The sequence below is a fragment of the Roseofilum sp. Guam genome (assembly GCF_017746735.1).
Taxonomy (GTDB): domain Bacteria; phylum Cyanobacteriota; class Cyanobacteriia; order Cyanobacteriales; family Desertifilaceae; genus Roseofilum; species Roseofilum reptotaenium.
This window is the reverse complement of sequence record NZ_JAGHZN010000077.1, coordinates 1-14,827: the sequence shown is the minus strand read 5'-3', so window position 1 is coordinate 14,827 and position 14,827 is coordinate 1. Positions and strand designations below refer to the sequence as shown.

General features: G+C 44.2%; 20 protein-coding genes. 13 read left to right on the top strand and 7 right to left on the bottom strand.

Going from position 1 to position 14,827, the window contains the following annotated elements:
* Positions 1-401: 401 nt before the first annotated feature.
* A complete protein-coding gene (locus J7529_RS22825; protein ID WP_318730886.1) occupies positions 402-3,002 on the bottom strand; it encodes a hypothetical protein in 2,601 nt (866 codons plus the stop codon).
* Between J7529_RS22825 and J7529_RS22820 the strand changes: the two genes are divergently transcribed.
* A complete protein-coding gene (locus J7529_RS22820) occupies positions 3,001-3,897 on the top strand; it encodes a hypothetical protein (RefSeq protein ID WP_318730885.1) in 897 nt (298 codons plus the stop codon). The genes J7529_RS22825 and J7529_RS22820 overlap by 2 nt on opposite strands.
* Here the strand turns inward: J7529_RS22820 and J7529_RS22815 are convergent.
* The 5 genes from J7529_RS22815 to J7529_RS22795 are packed head-to-tail and all read right to left on the bottom strand — an operon-like array spanning position 3,894 to position 8,223.
* Positions 3,894-5,633 carry a discoidin domain-containing protein gene (locus J7529_RS22815; protein WP_318730884.1) on the bottom strand — a complete coding sequence of 580 codons (1,740 nt, stop codon included), beginning with the start codon at positions 5,631-5,633 and terminating at the stop codon, positions 3,894-3,896. The genes J7529_RS22820 and J7529_RS22815 overlap by 4 nt on opposite strands.
* A gap of 56 nt (positions 5,634-5,689) precedes the next feature.
* Positions 5,690-6,781, bottom strand: coding sequence for a hypothetical protein (locus tag J7529_RS22810; protein ID WP_318730883.1), 1,092 nt, complete (start codon positions 6,779-6,781; stop codon positions 5,690-5,692).
* Positions 6,774-7,046, bottom strand: a complete 273-nt coding sequence (locus J7529_RS22805) for a hypothetical protein (RefSeq protein ID WP_318730882.1) — start codon at positions 7,044-7,046, stop codon at positions 6,774-6,776. The genes J7529_RS22810 and J7529_RS22805 overlap by 8 nt, the downstream gene beginning before the upstream one ends.
* 2 nt (positions 7,047-7,048) lie before the next feature.
* Entirely contained in the window at positions 7,049-7,720 is a 672-nt protein-coding gene (locus J7529_RS22800; RefSeq protein WP_318730881.1) for a hypothetical protein, read from the bottom strand.
* Complete coding sequence (locus J7529_RS22795) at positions 7,720-8,223, bottom strand: hypothetical protein (RefSeq protein ID WP_318730880.1); 504 nt, start codon at positions 8,221-8,223, stop codon at positions 7,720-7,722. The genes J7529_RS22800 and J7529_RS22795 overlap by 1 nt, the downstream gene beginning before the upstream one ends.
* A 136-nt stretch (positions 8,224-8,359) precedes the next feature.
* Between J7529_RS22795 and J7529_RS22790 the strand changes: the two genes are divergently transcribed.
* The 4 genes from J7529_RS22790 (at position 8,360) to J7529_RS22775 (ending at position 10,326) form a co-directional block, all read left to right on the top strand.
* Positions 8,360-9,118, top strand: coding sequence for a hypothetical protein (locus J7529_RS22790; RefSeq protein WP_318730879.1), 759 nt, complete (start codon positions 8,360-8,362; stop codon positions 9,116-9,118).
* Positions 9,119-9,190: 72 nt separating this feature from the next.
* A complete protein-coding gene (locus J7529_RS22785; RefSeq protein ID WP_318730878.1) occupies positions 9,191-9,430 on the top strand; it encodes a hypothetical protein in 240 nt (79 codons plus the stop codon).
* The gene (locus J7529_RS22780; RefSeq protein ID WP_318730877.1) at positions 9,414-9,848 is read left to right on the top strand and encodes a hypothetical protein; all 435 of its coding nucleotides are present in this window, start codon (positions 9,414-9,416) and stop codon (positions 9,846-9,848) included. Before J7529_RS22785 ends, J7529_RS22780 begins: the two co-directional genes overlap by 17 nt.
* A 136-nt stretch (positions 9,849-9,984) precedes the next feature.
* Positions 9,985-10,326 (top strand): hypothetical protein, encoded by a 342-nt coding sequence (locus J7529_RS22775; protein WP_318730876.1) that lies wholly within the window; start codon positions 9,985-9,987, stop codon positions 10,324-10,326.
* Positions 10,327-10,622: 296 nt separating this feature from the next.
* Here the strand turns inward: J7529_RS22775 and J7529_RS24910 are convergent, their stop codons facing one another.
* Positions 10,623-10,829 carry a hypothetical protein gene (locus J7529_RS24910; RefSeq protein WP_413038973.1) on the bottom strand — a complete coding sequence of 69 codons (207 nt, stop codon included), beginning with the start codon at positions 10,827-10,829 and terminating at the stop codon, positions 10,623-10,625.
* A 195-nt stretch (positions 10,830-11,024) separates the two neighbouring features.
* Here J7529_RS24910 and J7529_RS22770 point away from each other — a divergent pair, with 195 nt between their 5' ends.
* From J7529_RS22770 to J7529_RS22735, 8 genes are all read left to right on the top strand, one after another.
* Complete coding sequence (locus tag J7529_RS22770; protein ID WP_318730875.1) at positions 11,025-11,600, top strand: hypothetical protein; 576 nt, start codon at positions 11,025-11,027, stop codon at positions 11,598-11,600.
* Positions 11,597-12,028 (top strand): hypothetical protein, encoded by a 432-nt coding sequence (locus J7529_RS22765; RefSeq protein ID WP_318730874.1) that lies wholly within the window; start codon positions 11,597-11,599, stop codon positions 12,026-12,028. Before J7529_RS22770 ends, J7529_RS22765 begins: the two co-directional genes overlap by 4 nt.
* Positions 12,015-12,434 (top strand): hypothetical protein, encoded by a 420-nt coding sequence (locus J7529_RS22760; RefSeq protein WP_318730873.1) that lies wholly within the window; start codon positions 12,015-12,017, stop codon positions 12,432-12,434. Before J7529_RS22765 ends, J7529_RS22760 begins: the two co-directional genes overlap by 14 nt.
* On the top strand, positions 12,431-12,919 hold the full coding sequence (locus tag J7529_RS22755; RefSeq protein ID WP_318730872.1) for a hypothetical protein: 489 nt from the start codon (positions 12,431-12,433) through the stop codon (positions 12,917-12,919). Before J7529_RS22760 ends, J7529_RS22755 begins: the two co-directional genes overlap by 4 nt.
* A gap of 63 nt (positions 12,920-12,982) precedes the next feature.
* Positions 12,983-13,369, top strand: coding sequence for a hypothetical protein (locus J7529_RS22750; RefSeq protein ID WP_318730871.1), 387 nt, complete (start codon positions 12,983-12,985; stop codon positions 13,367-13,369).
* A 174-nt stretch (positions 13,370-13,543) separates the two neighbouring features.
* On the top strand, positions 13,544-14,239 hold the full coding sequence (locus J7529_RS22745) for a hypothetical protein (protein WP_318730870.1): 696 nt from the start codon (positions 13,544-13,546) through the stop codon (positions 14,237-14,239).
* 36 nt (positions 14,240-14,275) lie between these two features.
* Positions 14,276-14,485, top strand: a complete 210-nt coding sequence (locus J7529_RS22740) for a hypothetical protein (RefSeq protein WP_318730869.1) — start codon at positions 14,276-14,278, stop codon at positions 14,483-14,485.
* On the top strand, positions 14,475-14,827 hold a 353-nt coding region (locus J7529_RS22735; protein ID WP_318730868.1), incomplete at its 3' end, for a hypothetical protein. The genes J7529_RS22740 and J7529_RS22735, both read left to right, overlap by 11 nt.

The following is a 14,827-nucleotide window of genomic DNA, read 5'->3' as shown; positions in this document are numbered from 1 at the left end:
TTCCTTAGCTCCAGGAATTGGCTCCTGGTCAAAAGGTGATTGAATGAATTTTCCCAATGACTTAGGCTTACGAATTGTGCCATCTAAATCAAGAAAGAGGAATTTGTAAAATCTTTTTCTGACTATCAAAGGTTTACTTTTCATTTCAATACTCTCCCTCTCTCTTATTATTGAAACCCCCATTGCTGATTTTCAACTCAATCCTTTTAAGCCTGTTATCCACAGATTGAGTTACCTCAAGAGAAGTATCAATTTGCTTTGATTGTTTGTCTTTGAGGTAACCTACTAATTCCTTAAGCATTTTCGAGAGACGCTGGAGAACTATAAGAATAAAAAGCTCTCCCAAGACAATAAGTAATTCCCTGAATTCTCCCGACATCAAAATTCTACTTATCATATGATTATCTCCTAGGGCTGTTGTTTTGCCTTCTCTCAGTATAGTTCCTGCCATCTCCAAATCCCTTCCCTCTCCAAAAATCACTGGAATTGCTCCGATGGCGGAATTCATCAGCCTTATCAGTAATGTGTTCGGTTACCTCAATTTCTACGGTAGGTTTCCCGGTTTCAGGGTCTTTTTCAATCTGAAAATCATGCCTATTGTCTTCAGAGATTGGGGAAGCATTTTCAGTGTATCGGAGGATAATTTCATCAATGGTCTGCAGGAAACTCTCGCTATCCCCAGCAGAGGCTAGAAAGGACTCTCTGATTTGCCTCATTAGTTGCAATCCTCCTACGACACGGTTAAGGTCAAAGCTTCTTAATCGGTTGAAAATATCCCACTTAGAATTAACGGGCGTTCCGACCGCTGCTGCGGCTGCATTGGACTCTTTCTGAATGGTCATTAGCCGAGTAACTAAAGTATTTTCCTCACGATTTTCGTAATAAGTAATCCCCAACTTTGTTTCCTTCAGAAGGTCGCCAAGAATAGCTTCTGTTTCCTCTTCCGTAAGAGCATCTAAGGGTTTGCCATCAAGAGTGGGGTCAATGAAGAAGGGTATTTCTTCCTTCTTCTCTTCCCCTTCAAAGCCAAGCCACTCCACAGTCTCAGCAAGTTCTGCTCTCGTCTCGGCACTGATTTTATGAGTGATGGCAATCTCGAATAAAGTTCGTGCTGCCATATTCGTCAACGTATCAATATCTCCACCCGATTCTAGGGTGAATTGCAACAATTGCCTTAGAGCATCGTTGATAGAAGCACAGGCAACCTCGTGAGGCTGATTCCCTTCCTTAGCATCATTTACATCATCCAAAGACACGACAATAGGTGGCCCTACAGCTCGGTCAATTTGGCGAACTACATACTCAATCATCTGAGGGTAATCGCCTATTTCGACCGTACCAGCCCTCCTGGGATTTTTTGGGTCGATAAGCTTTCTGGGAAGCCTGGCCGGGAAACTATCCGGTGAAACTACATTCTCGAATTTTTTAATCATTCGCTCAACATTTCGTAAGCGCTTAATTATTTCTCTACATTGCGCTCCACTACAGCATCTACTCATAGGGGGTTGTGGCTCCTGAAGTTCCTCTTTTTTGCAAATTATATCTAAGTCAATTACTTTCTGAAAATGTTTGTTGATGTTAGATGAGGCAATTGGGAAAATACCAAACCCCCCATTTCCTTTGTAAGGAATGGCATGAGTAACGGGGATGTTTTCTCCTCGGCTTACAACATAAGAAATAGAGCGGTTTCGGAGAAACCACTCCCAACTTGTAACCCTGCTATTCGTAATTGACCTCCAAGCTCTCCATCGCCGCCGAACCAAGCTATATTCATCAGGGTTAGCTTCTAAATATCTCCCAGCCTTCATGGTTTCTCTTTCTTCCCCCCAGCCAATAATTGTATCGCCTCCATTAATTCCGGAAAAGACTTGAGATATTTTATTGAGCCAAAGGACTTCATAAGCATTCAGGACCTCCCCTAGATGAAGTTTCAATATCCGAAAATTATGATTAAGTCTCCAAGGCGTTCGATAAAGAATCTCCAGTTTATCGCACAAACGAATCCAGAAATTTTGCACAACAGTCCCGTCTGGATGGGTTTGCTTTATTTCTTTTATTTGTGAAGCACGGCAATAAATCTTGGGATAGAAAGTGGGTTGTTTGCCATATGAAACGTAGTCCTCCTCAATAAAATTATCTTCCCAGGAATGCCTGCCATTTCGGTCAGAGGGCACTCCATAAGCATCTACATACTTCCATCTCTCCCTCTCTTCCCCTTCGAGCCAATTAGCCTCTGTATATCGATAATCAGAATAGAATATCCCTCCTAAATTCATATCTGAATTTACACCCAATCTTCGCCAGGCAAAATATGAAGTTCTTCTTGCATCCTTATATTTAATATTCTGAGCATGTAAACTTCCGTCCTCATTCAGAAACCAGACCCAAGGACTCTCTCTCTTAGCCTGCTCTGTGGCAAAAGGGAGATAGTAGACTCCTGCTGGGAGAGTATGAACTTCTGTTGTCCGATTTCCTTCTTCTTCTTGCTCTTCTATTTCTATGTCCTCTGGTATCGGCTCTTCCTGGCATTCTGGAGATTCATGCCTGCGACAATAGATAATGGGGTTTAAGGGCAAGAGACCAAATAAACTAAAGGTAATTAGCACGCATTTCTCACAACCATTTTCAACTACTTCAAAGTCGATAAGTCCTTGCCCCAGTCGATTATAATTGTCCTCCGGATTAAGCAAGGGATTCCAGTCGCTATAATCAAAGGAGTCATCATAGGGAGTGCGGTAAAGCTCGGTATCCTCCCCTAGAACTTCGTCTACTACACTATTTGCCATATCCAGTGCTTTATCAATAGCTGCCCAAGGGGCTAAAAAAATGCCAAAATCTGAATCTTTCCACTCCTCTTCTCCTATGGGAACGAGACCATCAAAATTTTCATGATCACTTTCTTCTTGCTGAAAGATATCCTCAAGGGAATCCACGACTCCATCTCGTAAATTGCCTATAATTTCTTCACGTACTTTATGAATAATTCTATTTCCGATACTCATGGTAACTAATTCAGTTGAACGAAAGTTATTAGATTCCTTAAAAGGAGATGTAGCAACAGAGTTTTCTGCTCGGTTAAGCCCTGATGGGGAAGATGGCGAGACTTACCTTCTAATAGGAAGCCAACCCCAGTTAGTGGCTAATATATCGCTCCTGATGGCATTTCGCCAAATGCTTCAAGCTTCGGATTTCGCCAAAGTAGTTGGAACTCCTTATGAGCAATATGTTACGACACACCCTGCTCCTGTTGGTATCCAGTTTCACTGGAGATTAGTGAAGGGCAAACCTTGGGAGCCACAGGACTTAGCGAAAAGATTAAACTTGAATCGTAAAACTCTTCCACGCCCCCAGTTATATGTCCAGAATGTCGATACCGAAACCCTAACTTGGCAAAAGCTTAGAGATGCCGCAGGAGGAGAAAATGGGTATATGTGGGGTCGTTTCTACGCCCACGCTAAGATGACTAATCTTGATTTTCAATCTGCAAGTTACTGGAGCCTAACCGTATTTGGTGGCAGCCCAGAAACTGCAAAAGACCAGCTTAAAAAAATGGCTGCACTTTCGAGGGATTCTCTTGGCACGGTAACAGTCGGTGAGCAAGTCCAGGACGAAGGAAGAAGGAAAACAGATAGGCAGTTTCAAAAACCCACGGTACGCATTTATCCAGCATGGTTTTTTGTCAATAATTACGAATTAGTCAGAGCGGCGATGCACCAAACTGGGGTAGATAATGAGCCTGTGGATTATGAAAAATCTCTAGGCAGAAGCACTGCGCTAGGGAAACAGTTTAAGCAAATTGATGCATTTTACCTAAACAAGGCACAGCCCTCTAGAGATGATATTGAGAGATTAAGAGCTGTGCTTCGTCCTCCACGGAGAAATACAGCTCTTAATTAAATAGAGTATTTACCCATCATCCAATCTTCCACTTCTACTAATTCAGCATCAGATGGCATATTTCCCCACACTAAGATATCTCCAATATCCATAGCGCACCGCCAAGCGGGAAATGCATCGCTTTGATGGATAATCATATTTCCTGGGGTGTGCTGGCGATTTGAAGAAGGAAAAATAATAGATAGGCAAAATGGGGAATTTATACTATCTGCTGCTTGCCAATTACTTCCAGATAATACTTTCTCCTGCTTATTAATCCGGACTCTTTCAAGAACCGGATTGTTGTAGACGGCTTTCGTGTTTGCCGCGAAGGCAAAGCTCCACAAACCACCAAGATTATGACTAAACACATTTCCCCAATTATTCCATAGCTCTGTGGGGGATTTTACGACGCATGTCATTCCATAAATTTGCTTGGTTTGTGCAATATTTCTCTCCATTTGGCTTGTATCAGTATCGGGGAATGAGACGAATTTATTAGCTCCATCAACGATGACAGTAGGAACAGCTCCAGTAGCAATGAATCCATCCCACTTGGTCAGTCCTCCTGGCGACAAACTGTCAGTCTTAAGGATGATGTTGTTGCTATCCAAGTACGCCGATGGCTCTATTGGTGTTGGCGGGGGAACAGGTACTGGAGATGGGGTGGGAGATGGAGTGGGAGATGGAGAGCCACCGACTAAATTGGAATCATAGGTTCCGTACAGGAAGATTTCCTTTAAATGCCATTCATCGTAGGCTGCATTAATATTCTGTCCGCATTGAATGAGGATAAATCGCTTGGTTTGGTTAATGGCAATTTCTCCATTCAGAAAATTAGAAAAGCCTGTGGAAGTAAAGGTAATCCCATCATCTGAAGTTTGTATTGTTCCCTTGGCCCGATGGGGGACATCTCCCGAAGAGATTGAGATTTTTTCAATCTCTACTAATTGTCCCAGGTCAATGGTTAAGGCAATATTATGCTGACTCAAAACTGGGGAAACCCAATAAGTAGCTTCATTCCCATCATTGACGGCAGAAAGTGAACCAGTTGTTGCCAGTGTAGCTGTCTGGTAGTGGTGGGCTTGGGCTTCAATTTGCCAGCCAGATGTTGGCATCCATCCGGTTACAGGAGTAGGAGTTGGTGCTGGAGTTGGAGATGGGTCAGGGGTCGGGGTGGGAGTAGCTACTGGAGTAGGAGTCACATTCTCTTCGTACTGCCAAGCTTCTGTTGTTTCCTCAAAGTCCCAGAAATAAAGTTTTCTCCCCTCTTTCAGTTCAACTCTGGCAATGTCCCAAACTCCAGTTTGTGCTGATTTTGTAAGGAAACTGAACCACGGAGCTTCTGCTGTTGGAAGAAGAAGGATGAACCGTTTATCACTAGGGTTGAATTCACCCATCCATGTTGCACCAATTCGCTCAGGATTCGGCTCTTGGCTCCATTGGAATACCTGGATGGGGCTTCCCTGCCAGAGAGGGTAAAAACTATCCTGCTTGTCAATCCCCAGCAGTACTGGCTGCGTTGGGAAGGGAGGTAAAAACCGTAACCCCTTCCCAGCCGATTCTACAGTGATTGGCTCTAAGGTGGTTCCTTCACCGTTAGAGCTACCCCCACCATTACCGCCACCAGTTATCTGCTCTTGAGTTCCCTCCACAACCAAGCTGGTGCTACTGCCATCAGTCCCTGTCAGAGTGAGGGTTATACGGTCTCCACCCAAGTTGATATTTTTGCCTGTTCCTGTGTTAATAATTCCCATAGTATCCTCCTTCATCCCTGAACACCGTGTGAATCACACGGTGACAGCAGTTGCGTCTAAACAAATGCGTTAGCCCATACTAGCCAAGATTCTCCGCAAGCCTCAAAAGCAGAGTCAAAAAAGTTCTCTACAAACTCCCTCGTACCTCGGTGTTCAATGGAATCAACCCAATTCTCATATTGCTGCGCAAACGTCCAGGGTTTCGAGCCTTTAGCTCCCCATTGGTCAATGCCTTCAACCCATCTTTGAGGCAGTATTTGCCTCAAACCCCAAAGATTACTTCTCACTGCCCACTTAATTGCCTTGCGACTGTTTATGTAAGCGTGAGAAAACATCCATGTGCCGAAGAGCCTTTTGGTGAACCCAAAAATAGAATACAAGCCATCCAAAACTGCATCATAGGCTTCAATCCCCAGCGCTTCTTTCATTTGAAGCATCAAGCGAGGATTTACGGTGACTGTGACTATCCCTGGGATGATGCCACAGGCTTGCCCAACAATACGCCCAGCGGCATCGCCTAATATTCCATAAATGCTGTCCCAGGCATTTTGCACTTCCTGGAGCAAGTCCTCATCGGTTTGATTCCAGTCGAAGTGCCAAATTTGTTGGGTAGCGTCCACTACCCAAGAGGCCATTGCTGGTATTGCGGCCACTGTAAACAAGGTTTTTATTTTATTCGCCTTTATTAACCCCCATATTCCCTTAACAAGCTTCCCCACCCCCAAGCCACCGGCAATAATGCCTTTTGCCCCCAAGACTAGACCTGCTCCCACTCCTCCGACTAATCCAACTCCCACAATGCCAGCGATAGCCCCAATGGGGTCATCCTGAAGCCATTGCCCCAAGAAATCTCCTGCAGACTGAATGCCCTCAATTGCACCTCTAACGGCTCCTGTAATACGCTCCCAAATATTTCTGCCAGCATTTTGAGCATCCTCAATTCGCTGGGGATTACTAATCCATTGCCATCCTTCGGCAATTTTGGTAAGTGCTTTTTGCGCAGCGCTTTTACCCCAGTTGAGTATATTCATGCCTTGAAGCATATTGCTGCGGACTCCGAATCCCTTCCATGCTCCAGAGCCATCTTGCAGAGCAATCGCGGTGCTTGCGAGGTCTTTTTCATCAAGCAATAACTTTTTCCTACCCATATCCTATTTCTCCTGTGATACGTGTTGTCCCTTCACTAATTGCGCTGATTGCGCCTAGCCAATCTGTTACCCGAAAAGATGCACCAATTCCTACTAGCAAAATCCCCTTTTCCTTACTTGCACTATTACTGCGTGTCACCCACACAGCACTCCCTTTAGCAAGGGTAATCTCAAGAAATATTCTGTCCTCGCTTGCCGGTGCAAGAATGACTGATAAATTCCCTACACTGACATCAATCTGCTCAATTCTTTCAGCAATAAACAAGCTCACGCAATCACCCCCACAGCACGCTTGGGCATTACATCCACATACTCAATGTAACTACCACTTACGGCAACTACATCATCTCCATAGATATTGCCCCAGTTTGTGCTACGAATTGCCAATGCAGGAGAAGAATCCATCCCCCATTCATTGGGAAGCATAGGAGCAATATTCTGTCGGTAGAAAGGAAACATTCCTCGCATTGAAATAGTGCCATAAAAAGAAGATATCCCCACTGAATTTGGCTGCCAAAAGTCAGCAAGAAGGTTGCCATTTTCGTCTTCGTGTCCGCGAAAATTCAATTCATGCTGTACTGAAAGTACGTCAACTTCCTTTCTTGCCTGATTCCAGATCCAATCCTTTTTTTTAGAGATGCGTTCTGCATCAGATACATACTCTTCTAGGTCGTTGGGAATGATAGCTTCCGGCAGAGACGGAAGCATGTAAGTTATAAACAGTTCAGTTAACTCGCGACCTACAGGAAAAAGGATATAGGAGGACTTGCTTAACCCTAACTCCTGATAATAATCGAATCCCTTCCGCCCATCTTCAAGCTTGAAAGGATTAACCTCAAAAACAGATTGAGGCTCAGAGCTAAAATTACTGCCATTGCTCATCTCCTTTCCCCCTTGCAGAAAAAAGGAAATTGTCCGTCTAATCTTCTTTTCACTCATTAATTAAAAACCTCCTTCGCCGTGTAATCCCATCCGGTAGCAGTCTTCGTTCTTTCCAGAAGAATATCATTAAAATCCCCGGTTATTTTCCCTTCTCGAAAATCATAAATGGGATTAAAGCGGATGATTCCGTCTGGGTTAGGAGTATTCCGTTCTCCATCAGTTAGGTGTTGAAGAATCTCTAAGAGCTGTCCACTCCAAGTCAGGGCTTTTAAAGTGCCAGAACCATCACCTGGAGACCAAGTAGGAATTGTCAGGTAATCTGATGCGTTCAATACTGGCGCTCCATCCTCGTCAACAGCAGAAGAAACATTGATATCATATCGTCCCCGATATGTCATTCGATCCGTGTTGATATTACCTGTCACTCGATTGATACCAGAACCATTAATGTCGGTGTCAGACTCAGCCGCTTGGATAAATTCAATAAGTTGGAAGAAGGCTCCCTCCATTGTGGAGGAAGTTAAGGTAGGGTCTCCGCCTGTTGCTGGCGTAAATTGCATTTTATTTGTTCTCTTGAGCTGGGATTCTTATAAGGATACCAAATTTTTTTTTTGTTGTCTTGAGCTTGTTTTAACGTTGTTCCAGCGGAAAAAAGAATGCTAGGATGTCCCCATAATCCAATCGGAGAAATGACTTATGGCACGTAAAAAGAGAAGTCGGTTTAGTAGCCTCCGGAAGCAAGCAAGAAGAAACCGAGGTCAACTACCAACGGGAGACAGCGATTTAGCCAATTACGCTAGATGGTACTTTGGTGACGAAAGTATGATAATGAGTCCCAGACCAGAATATCGAATCACAGGAGTAGCTCGTCAACTCGCAAAAATTCCGATGCTTCCTTTCAACAAAGCCATGCCGGAAAATGAACCAACAGGCGCTGGGGCAAGCGCAGCTTCAGCCTCCCATTATGTAGTTGCAACTGTTACTAATTTCAGTCATCGACTTATTCTGATGTGCTGCAATGAACAAAACATTCTTGCTCAGTTAGGGTGGAAAGAACCAAGCGCAGCCGCAGGAGGGGTTAAGGAGAGGATTGAAGGAGACCCTACCTATCTTCCTGCTGCGTTAATACCTACTTACAGGCAGGCTAATGATGAAGGACAGGAAAAGACCTCAAGGATTACTGGCAAAAGGTACAAAACCTTCAAACAAAGAAGTGCCACCGTACCCTTTGGAAGGATGCAGCTAGCAACAGGATCGTCTGGTTATAGTAGCGCTAACAATAGTGAAGAAGACAGGAAGACGGTTCTGATTACTTCACTGCAAAAAGCTCGAGCAGGCTACACGTGTGAAAACGTTGGCTATGAGGCTGAAGAATTTCTAATTGTTTCAGCAGACAATTCCCCCTGGGTCGTCAATGACACTCCAAACATAGAAGCAAGCGATATCACTTTCTAGTCTTATTGGTCTTAGAATCTTGTGGACATTTCACTTATTTTACATGGACAAAGAGCGCTTAGACGGCAATTTATGCCTGCAGTCATTATCCCCAATGATGGAGCGATAGAAGAGATAGAAAGGCAATCAAAAATTCAATCGGCAATAAAAAAAGAAGTCGATGAGATGTATTACGACCTAGAGAGAAATGGAGAGCTGGACTTTGAGACAATAGCCGACAATCTCTCCTACCTAGGAGAGGATTACTTAGACTGCCTTTACCATAACCTCGTAAATCATTTTTCTCTCTATCAACATGGATACTCTGATTGATGGCATAGGTGAGTGGGAACAATTAGGGGGGCTATCGTTAGATGGCTCCTCATTCGATTGGCAGTATGTCAATCTCACTAATGCTCTCGAAACATTCAGGATTCAGTGGACAGCAGATTGGGAAAAGTGGTGGGGAGATGGAGGATACCGGAGTTCAATTTTCCTGCGATTTCGGTATCCTACCACTGGGGATACATCTCGCGGGCAAAGACTTTATCCCTCAGAAAATAAGCAAGTATTTTCACTGGAACTACCAGGGAATGTATATGTTACTGGCTCTAGTGAAGTGCTGCGACCTACCAGAGAGATTTGGGTGAGACAGTGGGTCAATTATCGTAAGAGTCCCTGGATTAATTTTGGAGAAAACCCCATTATCTTGCCCTTTTCATTTGCCTTAGAAGGATTGTTGCCGCTATGAAACGGAATGATAATGCCGATGACGATGCTCGGCGTAAACGTAAAAAGAAGAAAAGAAGAAAGGAGTTTATCTCCACAACTTGGAAGATAAACTACAATTCCAACCCTTCTAAAATAACCCAACACCTCTGGAGACTATGAATGCATACCAAGAAAAGTTACAAACATCATTACTGGGCAAGCCTCAATCAAAATATTGGCTGTTTGCCTATTATGCTATTGTTGTTGACCATTACTCTCTGGCTCAAGCTAGGAGTGGAGCTATTCGTGCATTAATTGCCCACTGGCACGAAATTGTACCCCTAAGCAGCCCCCAAAGAAAATTATGGGAAATCATCCAGGGAATGAGGAGGGAGCTGCTAGAGAAGGGGCATTTGATTGTAGGGAAGGAGAAGTGGCTCTGGAAGAAAGGAGAGTTTATGCCTAGAGCGGTAACCCTCAAGCCTAAGCAACTGTCAAGAAAAATGTTTCGATTTTAGACGCAATTGCTATCACACGGTGAATCACCGTGTGTTCAGAGATGAGGGGGTAAGGGGAGCTAAATTTCCCTTCTCTCTATTGACATATTATTATATATATTATATCTTAAGGGAGGTGGAGGGGGAAGGGAGGTATTCTATTCCCCTAATTAAAAAAAATAATTTATTTTTTAATTTTACTTTAATTAAGGTCTCCCCTCAATTCTTGTAACTTACCTTAATACTTGCACTCAAGGTGTCAACCCTTCCCTTCGGCTTGCGGGGTATGACACCTTTCGTTTGCAAGTATTTTCCCTTTATTTGTCAGAATTGAGGGGAGGATTGTGTGTTAAAAAATCCGCAAGCTCATTCATCTCCATTCCTACTGTTTCTGCTAAATTTACCCATTGGTTAGGAGTAAATCGAGGATGCAAGTGTTTCAACTTCCATTTCTCATAAGTCGAGGAAGAAACTCCGATTTTCTCTGCAAATTTTTTCTGAGAGAGTGTAGTCTTTTTCCTCAAACTCTCCAAAGCTCGAAGGCTCTCTTGCGGGGTACACTGATAATGTTATCGCATACTTTTGGAGGAAGATCAACCCCTTATGAGCGCAAAGTTTTGTGAAGCTACCCCGCAAGAGAGCCTTCGAGCTTTGGCTGAAACTTCCCTTTAGCCTGCCGATCGCTTAACGGGGCACTGGTTTCTCACATCCTATGTGCCATGAATAAAGTTGACAAAGACCTGCCTAAGCTTGTTTTTGATTTAAGCTTAGATAACTTAAGTCTATCAGATTTACAAAAAATAACGCTTGGATTCTTCAAGTCTCAGATTTGCACAAAATCAACTACAACGCCATTTCAAATGGCAGGGTATCGTCGTTGGGTTAGGAGGAACAGTAACGATAGATTCCCTAATTCAGCAAAAGGTTACATTGATTTCATTCGTTTTAACTTCCCTGATTTTGAGGGACGGCTCTCTGTTTCCCTTCTTGACAGATACAGTGAAGGACTTCCGTCTTTGGCTGAGGAGAAGATTGCTACTATCCAGCTATACCTAGCAAGTGACCGACTCCTTGAGAGGCTAATATCTGAAGCTCACCGAAAGGCACGCAGGAGCATTTCGGGTACTCCCCTTCAGTCCCGCGATTGGCTTAAAGAAAAGTTTGACGCTCCCAGACATTGGCTTCAAAAACCTAGAAAGAGTGGGGCTTTGTTTGAAATTGTTTCTCGGGTTCTTGAGTGTAAATCCCTGAACAACCTTCACTTTTACGTCCCTACAGTCGAGGTCAAGAAATGAACAGAGATAGGATTGAAACCCTGATTATAGGGACGACCGTTGCTCTCTTTGAGTATGATGAGTTTGCTTGCGAGAAAAAATGTTCTCTTTCTCCAAGGTTGCAAGCAGCGCTATCTTTGCTAGGGGAGATTAGGAAAAACGATTTTGATTTAGTCGAGCCTTCTGAGTGTGATTTTGGGGCTTTAATCGTTCCTGAAGAGGTGATAGCTGTACTAGCCGAGTGTGGGAACGGTGACCCCAGTCTAGGATTCTGTTTGAACGAGCATATACGAATGAGTTTTCAGTTCTTCTTAGAGGAGAAGGGGCTTCTAAAGGAAGCTGAAGCTTTTGCCATGTCTCGCATCAAGGAATTTTTTCCTGATGGCACACTCCCCCAACAAAACGACCGTCAAATCATAGTGCTTGGGAAGGAAGATGACAGCAACTAAAAAACTTGAAAGCGAAGTCATGAAAGCCCTGAAGGAGGCATACAGGCAACTGAATCACTATCGTCTTCAAGTTGAATCAGAGGGCAAGAAAGTTTCTCCAAAACTGCAAATACTCCATCATCTTTTGGCTCAATTTGTCTCAGGAATAGAGGGTAAATTCCTTTCCGACGGTGAGTACGTTTGCAGTTTCGGGGCGATAGCAGCTCCAGATTTTATTTACGACATCTTGAGCAAAAGAGCGCTTGGTGATACAACCCTTGGAATTGTCTGCCTTTGGGTAACCTATGCTCAACTTCACGAGTATTTGCAACACCAGAAACAGCTAGCTCCAGCGCTTGTGGGACTTTCGGAGCGCATTAAGCAGTTTTACCAGGAAAATGTCGAGATATTGGAGGAGTGGGAATGAGATATAAGTCTACTCGGTGTTGGGTAAACGCCGATAGGGGAATCACAAAAAATGTCCCTACCTCCGATAATGCAATTAAGTTTGATTCCATGTTTGAAGCAAAGGTCTATTGTTCCCTGTTGCATGAATTTCAAGCCTCTCAGAACTGGGACATCACGTGCCAATACCCCGTTCCCCTCCATTCCATGAACAGTTCTATCAGACCAGTTCGGAGTATGAAGTGGAAGTGTGACTTTGCCCTCTTTGATGCCAGAGATTCGTCCACCATTTTTTCACCTCCTGTCTTTCTAGTAGAGGCTAAAGGGCAAGTAAGCCAAAATTTTCTTTTTACGCTTGCTCTCTTGGATGAGAGAACCCTCGAACGACTCATTGTCTGCTGTGCAGACAATCAAGCGGTAAAGAAGATTCGGAGAGCTTCTAACTTTGACATCCCCATCGTCAAAACTTTGAAGGACTTGCCCCATTATTTGAAAGTTCACCGCTAGGTCACTCTCTCATCTCTGAACACCGTGTGAATCACACGGTGACAGCAGTTGCGTCTAACAACCATGACTGAAAACAAGCCCATTCTAATAGAGCTGACAATTCCCTGGGTATCAACTAAAACGGGAAACCTTGCTATTAGGCTAAACCGTGAAACCCTGGAGGGACAAGACATCCGTCTATTCACCCTAACGGTATACCCCTACCTAAAAGAGGCTCTCCCCCCTGAAGTTTTTGAGAGGCATTTCAAGCAGAGAATCCAACTTTTCATGGACTGCTCTACCCCCGACTTCATTGATGCGTCAATTAAGTATTTCCTGGGGGACTCTTGTCTCGCCTCTACTGAGGAAAAGCTGAAGCTTTTAACCAAAATTCGTGACTACCTTTTCCAAGGAGAAAGAGTGAAGCCCCGTATCATCGTACCTGACAAACGGGGGATAAAAGATGACTAGATACACCATCATCCCAGGAGAAGGGAATGGAGAAAATTCGTTGCCCACCTTTGTTGTAAGGAGAGAGTCCAAAAACAAGATTCAAGAGCTTGTTTTTTCCTATGATTCCCCTGAAAAGAGGGATTGCGCTCTTGAGACTGTCTATAAGCTTTTAACAATTTGGAGGAATTTCTAATGGCTGTATTTCAAACCAAACAATACAAAGTGACGAGTGAGGAACACTCTATCGCTTGCCTGTCCATGGACTTCGAGAAAGACTCTTTCTCCCTCATGTTTGACCCCGAGGAAAGGAGACACCTCACCTGGATTGAAGATGAGACCTACCTGATACTAATCACGGACTGTCGCCCTTTGGAATTGGCTAATAGATATGAAGACCATGACCTTTATACCCTAGCTTTCAACAAGAAGGAGTACAAGGTGAAAAACTTTGACACCAATAATTGGGATAAACGCAACCCCACTGAAGTGGAAAGGCGGGTACTTGACCTCTACCAAAGGAAGGGTAAGTCCGACTCCTCTCAAATATCAGGCGTTCTGGCTACAGCAGAGATATCCCCCATTTCTATCAAAAAGGCAATGGCAAAAAAGAGTGATGATGATGTCGTCTTTACCAATGACTTCGCTACTGCCTGCAAAGGAGAAACACCGCCTCAGTGGTTATCCGAGCCAGAGAAAGTGTTCACTATTGTTGGTTCCCAGGGTTACAGGAAGGGTAATGCCAATTCCGTTCCTTCTTGGACTCCAGAACTGGCAGAAGAAAAGCTCAAGTGGCTAGAGTCCCTGGATTTCGCACGCCTGGAGGCATTAAAGGAGAAAACTGCGATATACCCCAAGGATATTGTTCTTGCCATCTTGCGGGGGGAGTAGGTCGTCCCGATGATGAAACCTACTTTGAGGTAAAGCATGGATATTTTTGACCTAACCGTAATGATGCATCACTCCGAGCGCCACAAATTTGTGGCTAAGGCAGCACCCTTAATTCTGGCAGCTCAGTGTATTGAAACAGACATTACGTTCTCTAGCGATATAGCGGTGAAAAACGCCGTTGAGTTAGCCAGTAAGCTGTATGACGAAATTCTCAAACTGAGAGAGCCTGACGAAAATGACGACTGACGACCCAGCAGAGACTCACAATTACTACGAGATTCGGCAAAAGAGCAGAGAGGAGGAGGTAGGAGAGCCGTGGCAGGAGGAGTTAGGCGTTTACGATAACGTGCAATTCATCCTTTCTGTTTCTACCCTTCTCCCTGATGTTGACATCCAACGCCCCATCCTCAGCTCTTTCCTCCTCCTTCCCCATATGGTGCTTGACCTTGCCCCCGTTGGGTGGGGCATAGGGGAATCGGGGAGTGGCAAGAGCCAGGTGGTAGCGCTGATTAAGTTCCTCTACCAGGTTCCCATACCTTTTGGGACTTCCACTGCTGTTGGGCTAAGAAATGTCATCGTAAAACACCG

Bases quoted from the DNA above. Each gene is read 5' to 3' on its own strand.
- J7529_RS22820 (WP_318730885.1), top strand. From the start codon at position 3,001: ATGGTAACTAATTCAGTTGAACGAAAGTTATTAGATTCCTTAAAAGGA.
- J7529_RS22825 (WP_318730886.1), bottom strand. From the start codon at position 3,002: ATGAGTATCGGAAATAGAATTATTCATAAAGTACGTGAAGAAATTATA.
- J7529_RS22815 (WP_318730884.1), bottom strand. From the start codon at position 5,633: ATGGGAATTATTAACACAGGAACAGGCAAAAATATCAACTTGGGTGGA.
- J7529_RS22810 (WP_318730883.1), bottom strand. From the start codon at position 6,781: ATGGGTAGGAAAAAGTTATTGCTTGATGAAAAAGACCTCGCAAGCACC.
- J7529_RS22800 (WP_318730881.1), bottom strand. From the start codon at position 7,720: ATGAGTGAAAAGAAGATTAGACGGACAATTTCCTTTTTTCTGCAAGGG.
- J7529_RS22795 (WP_318730880.1), bottom strand. From the start codon at position 8,223: ATGCAATTTACGCCAGCAACAGGCGGAGACCCTACCTTAACTTCCTCC.
- J7529_RS22790 (WP_318730879.1), top strand. From the start codon at position 8,360: ATGGCACGTAAAAAGAGAAGTCGGTTTAGTAGCCTCCGGAAGCAAGCA.
- J7529_RS22785 (WP_318730878.1), top strand. From the start codon at position 9,191: ATGCCTGCAGTCATTATCCCCAATGATGGAGCGATAGAAGAGATAGAA.
- J7529_RS22780 (WP_318730877.1), top strand. From the start codon at position 9,414: ATGGATACTCTGATTGATGGCATAGGTGAGTGGGAACAATTAGGGGGG.
- J7529_RS22775 (WP_318730876.1), top strand. From the start codon at position 9,985: ATGAATGCATACCAAGAAAAGTTACAAACATCATTACTGGGCAAGCCT.
- J7529_RS22770 (WP_318730875.1), top strand. From the start codon at position 11,025: ATGAATAAAGTTGACAAAGACCTGCCTAAGCTTGTTTTTGATTTAAGC.
- J7529_RS22765 (WP_318730874.1), top strand. From the start codon at position 11,597: ATGAACAGAGATAGGATTGAAACCCTGATTATAGGGACGACCGTTGCT.
- J7529_RS22760 (WP_318730873.1), top strand. From the start codon at position 12,015: ATGACAGCAACTAAAAAACTTGAAAGCGAAGTCATGAAAGCCCTGAAG.
- J7529_RS22755 (WP_318730872.1), top strand. From the start codon at position 12,431: ATGAGATATAAGTCTACTCGGTGTTGGGTAAACGCCGATAGGGGAATC.
- J7529_RS22750 (WP_318730871.1), top strand. From the start codon at position 12,983: ATGACTGAAAACAAGCCCATTCTAATAGAGCTGACAATTCCCTGGGTA.
- J7529_RS22745 (WP_318730870.1), top strand. From the start codon at position 13,544: ATGGCTGTATTTCAAACCAAACAATACAAAGTGACGAGTGAGGAACAC.
- J7529_RS22740 (WP_318730869.1), top strand. From the start codon at position 14,276: ATGGATATTTTTGACCTAACCGTAATGATGCATCACTCCGAGCGCCAC.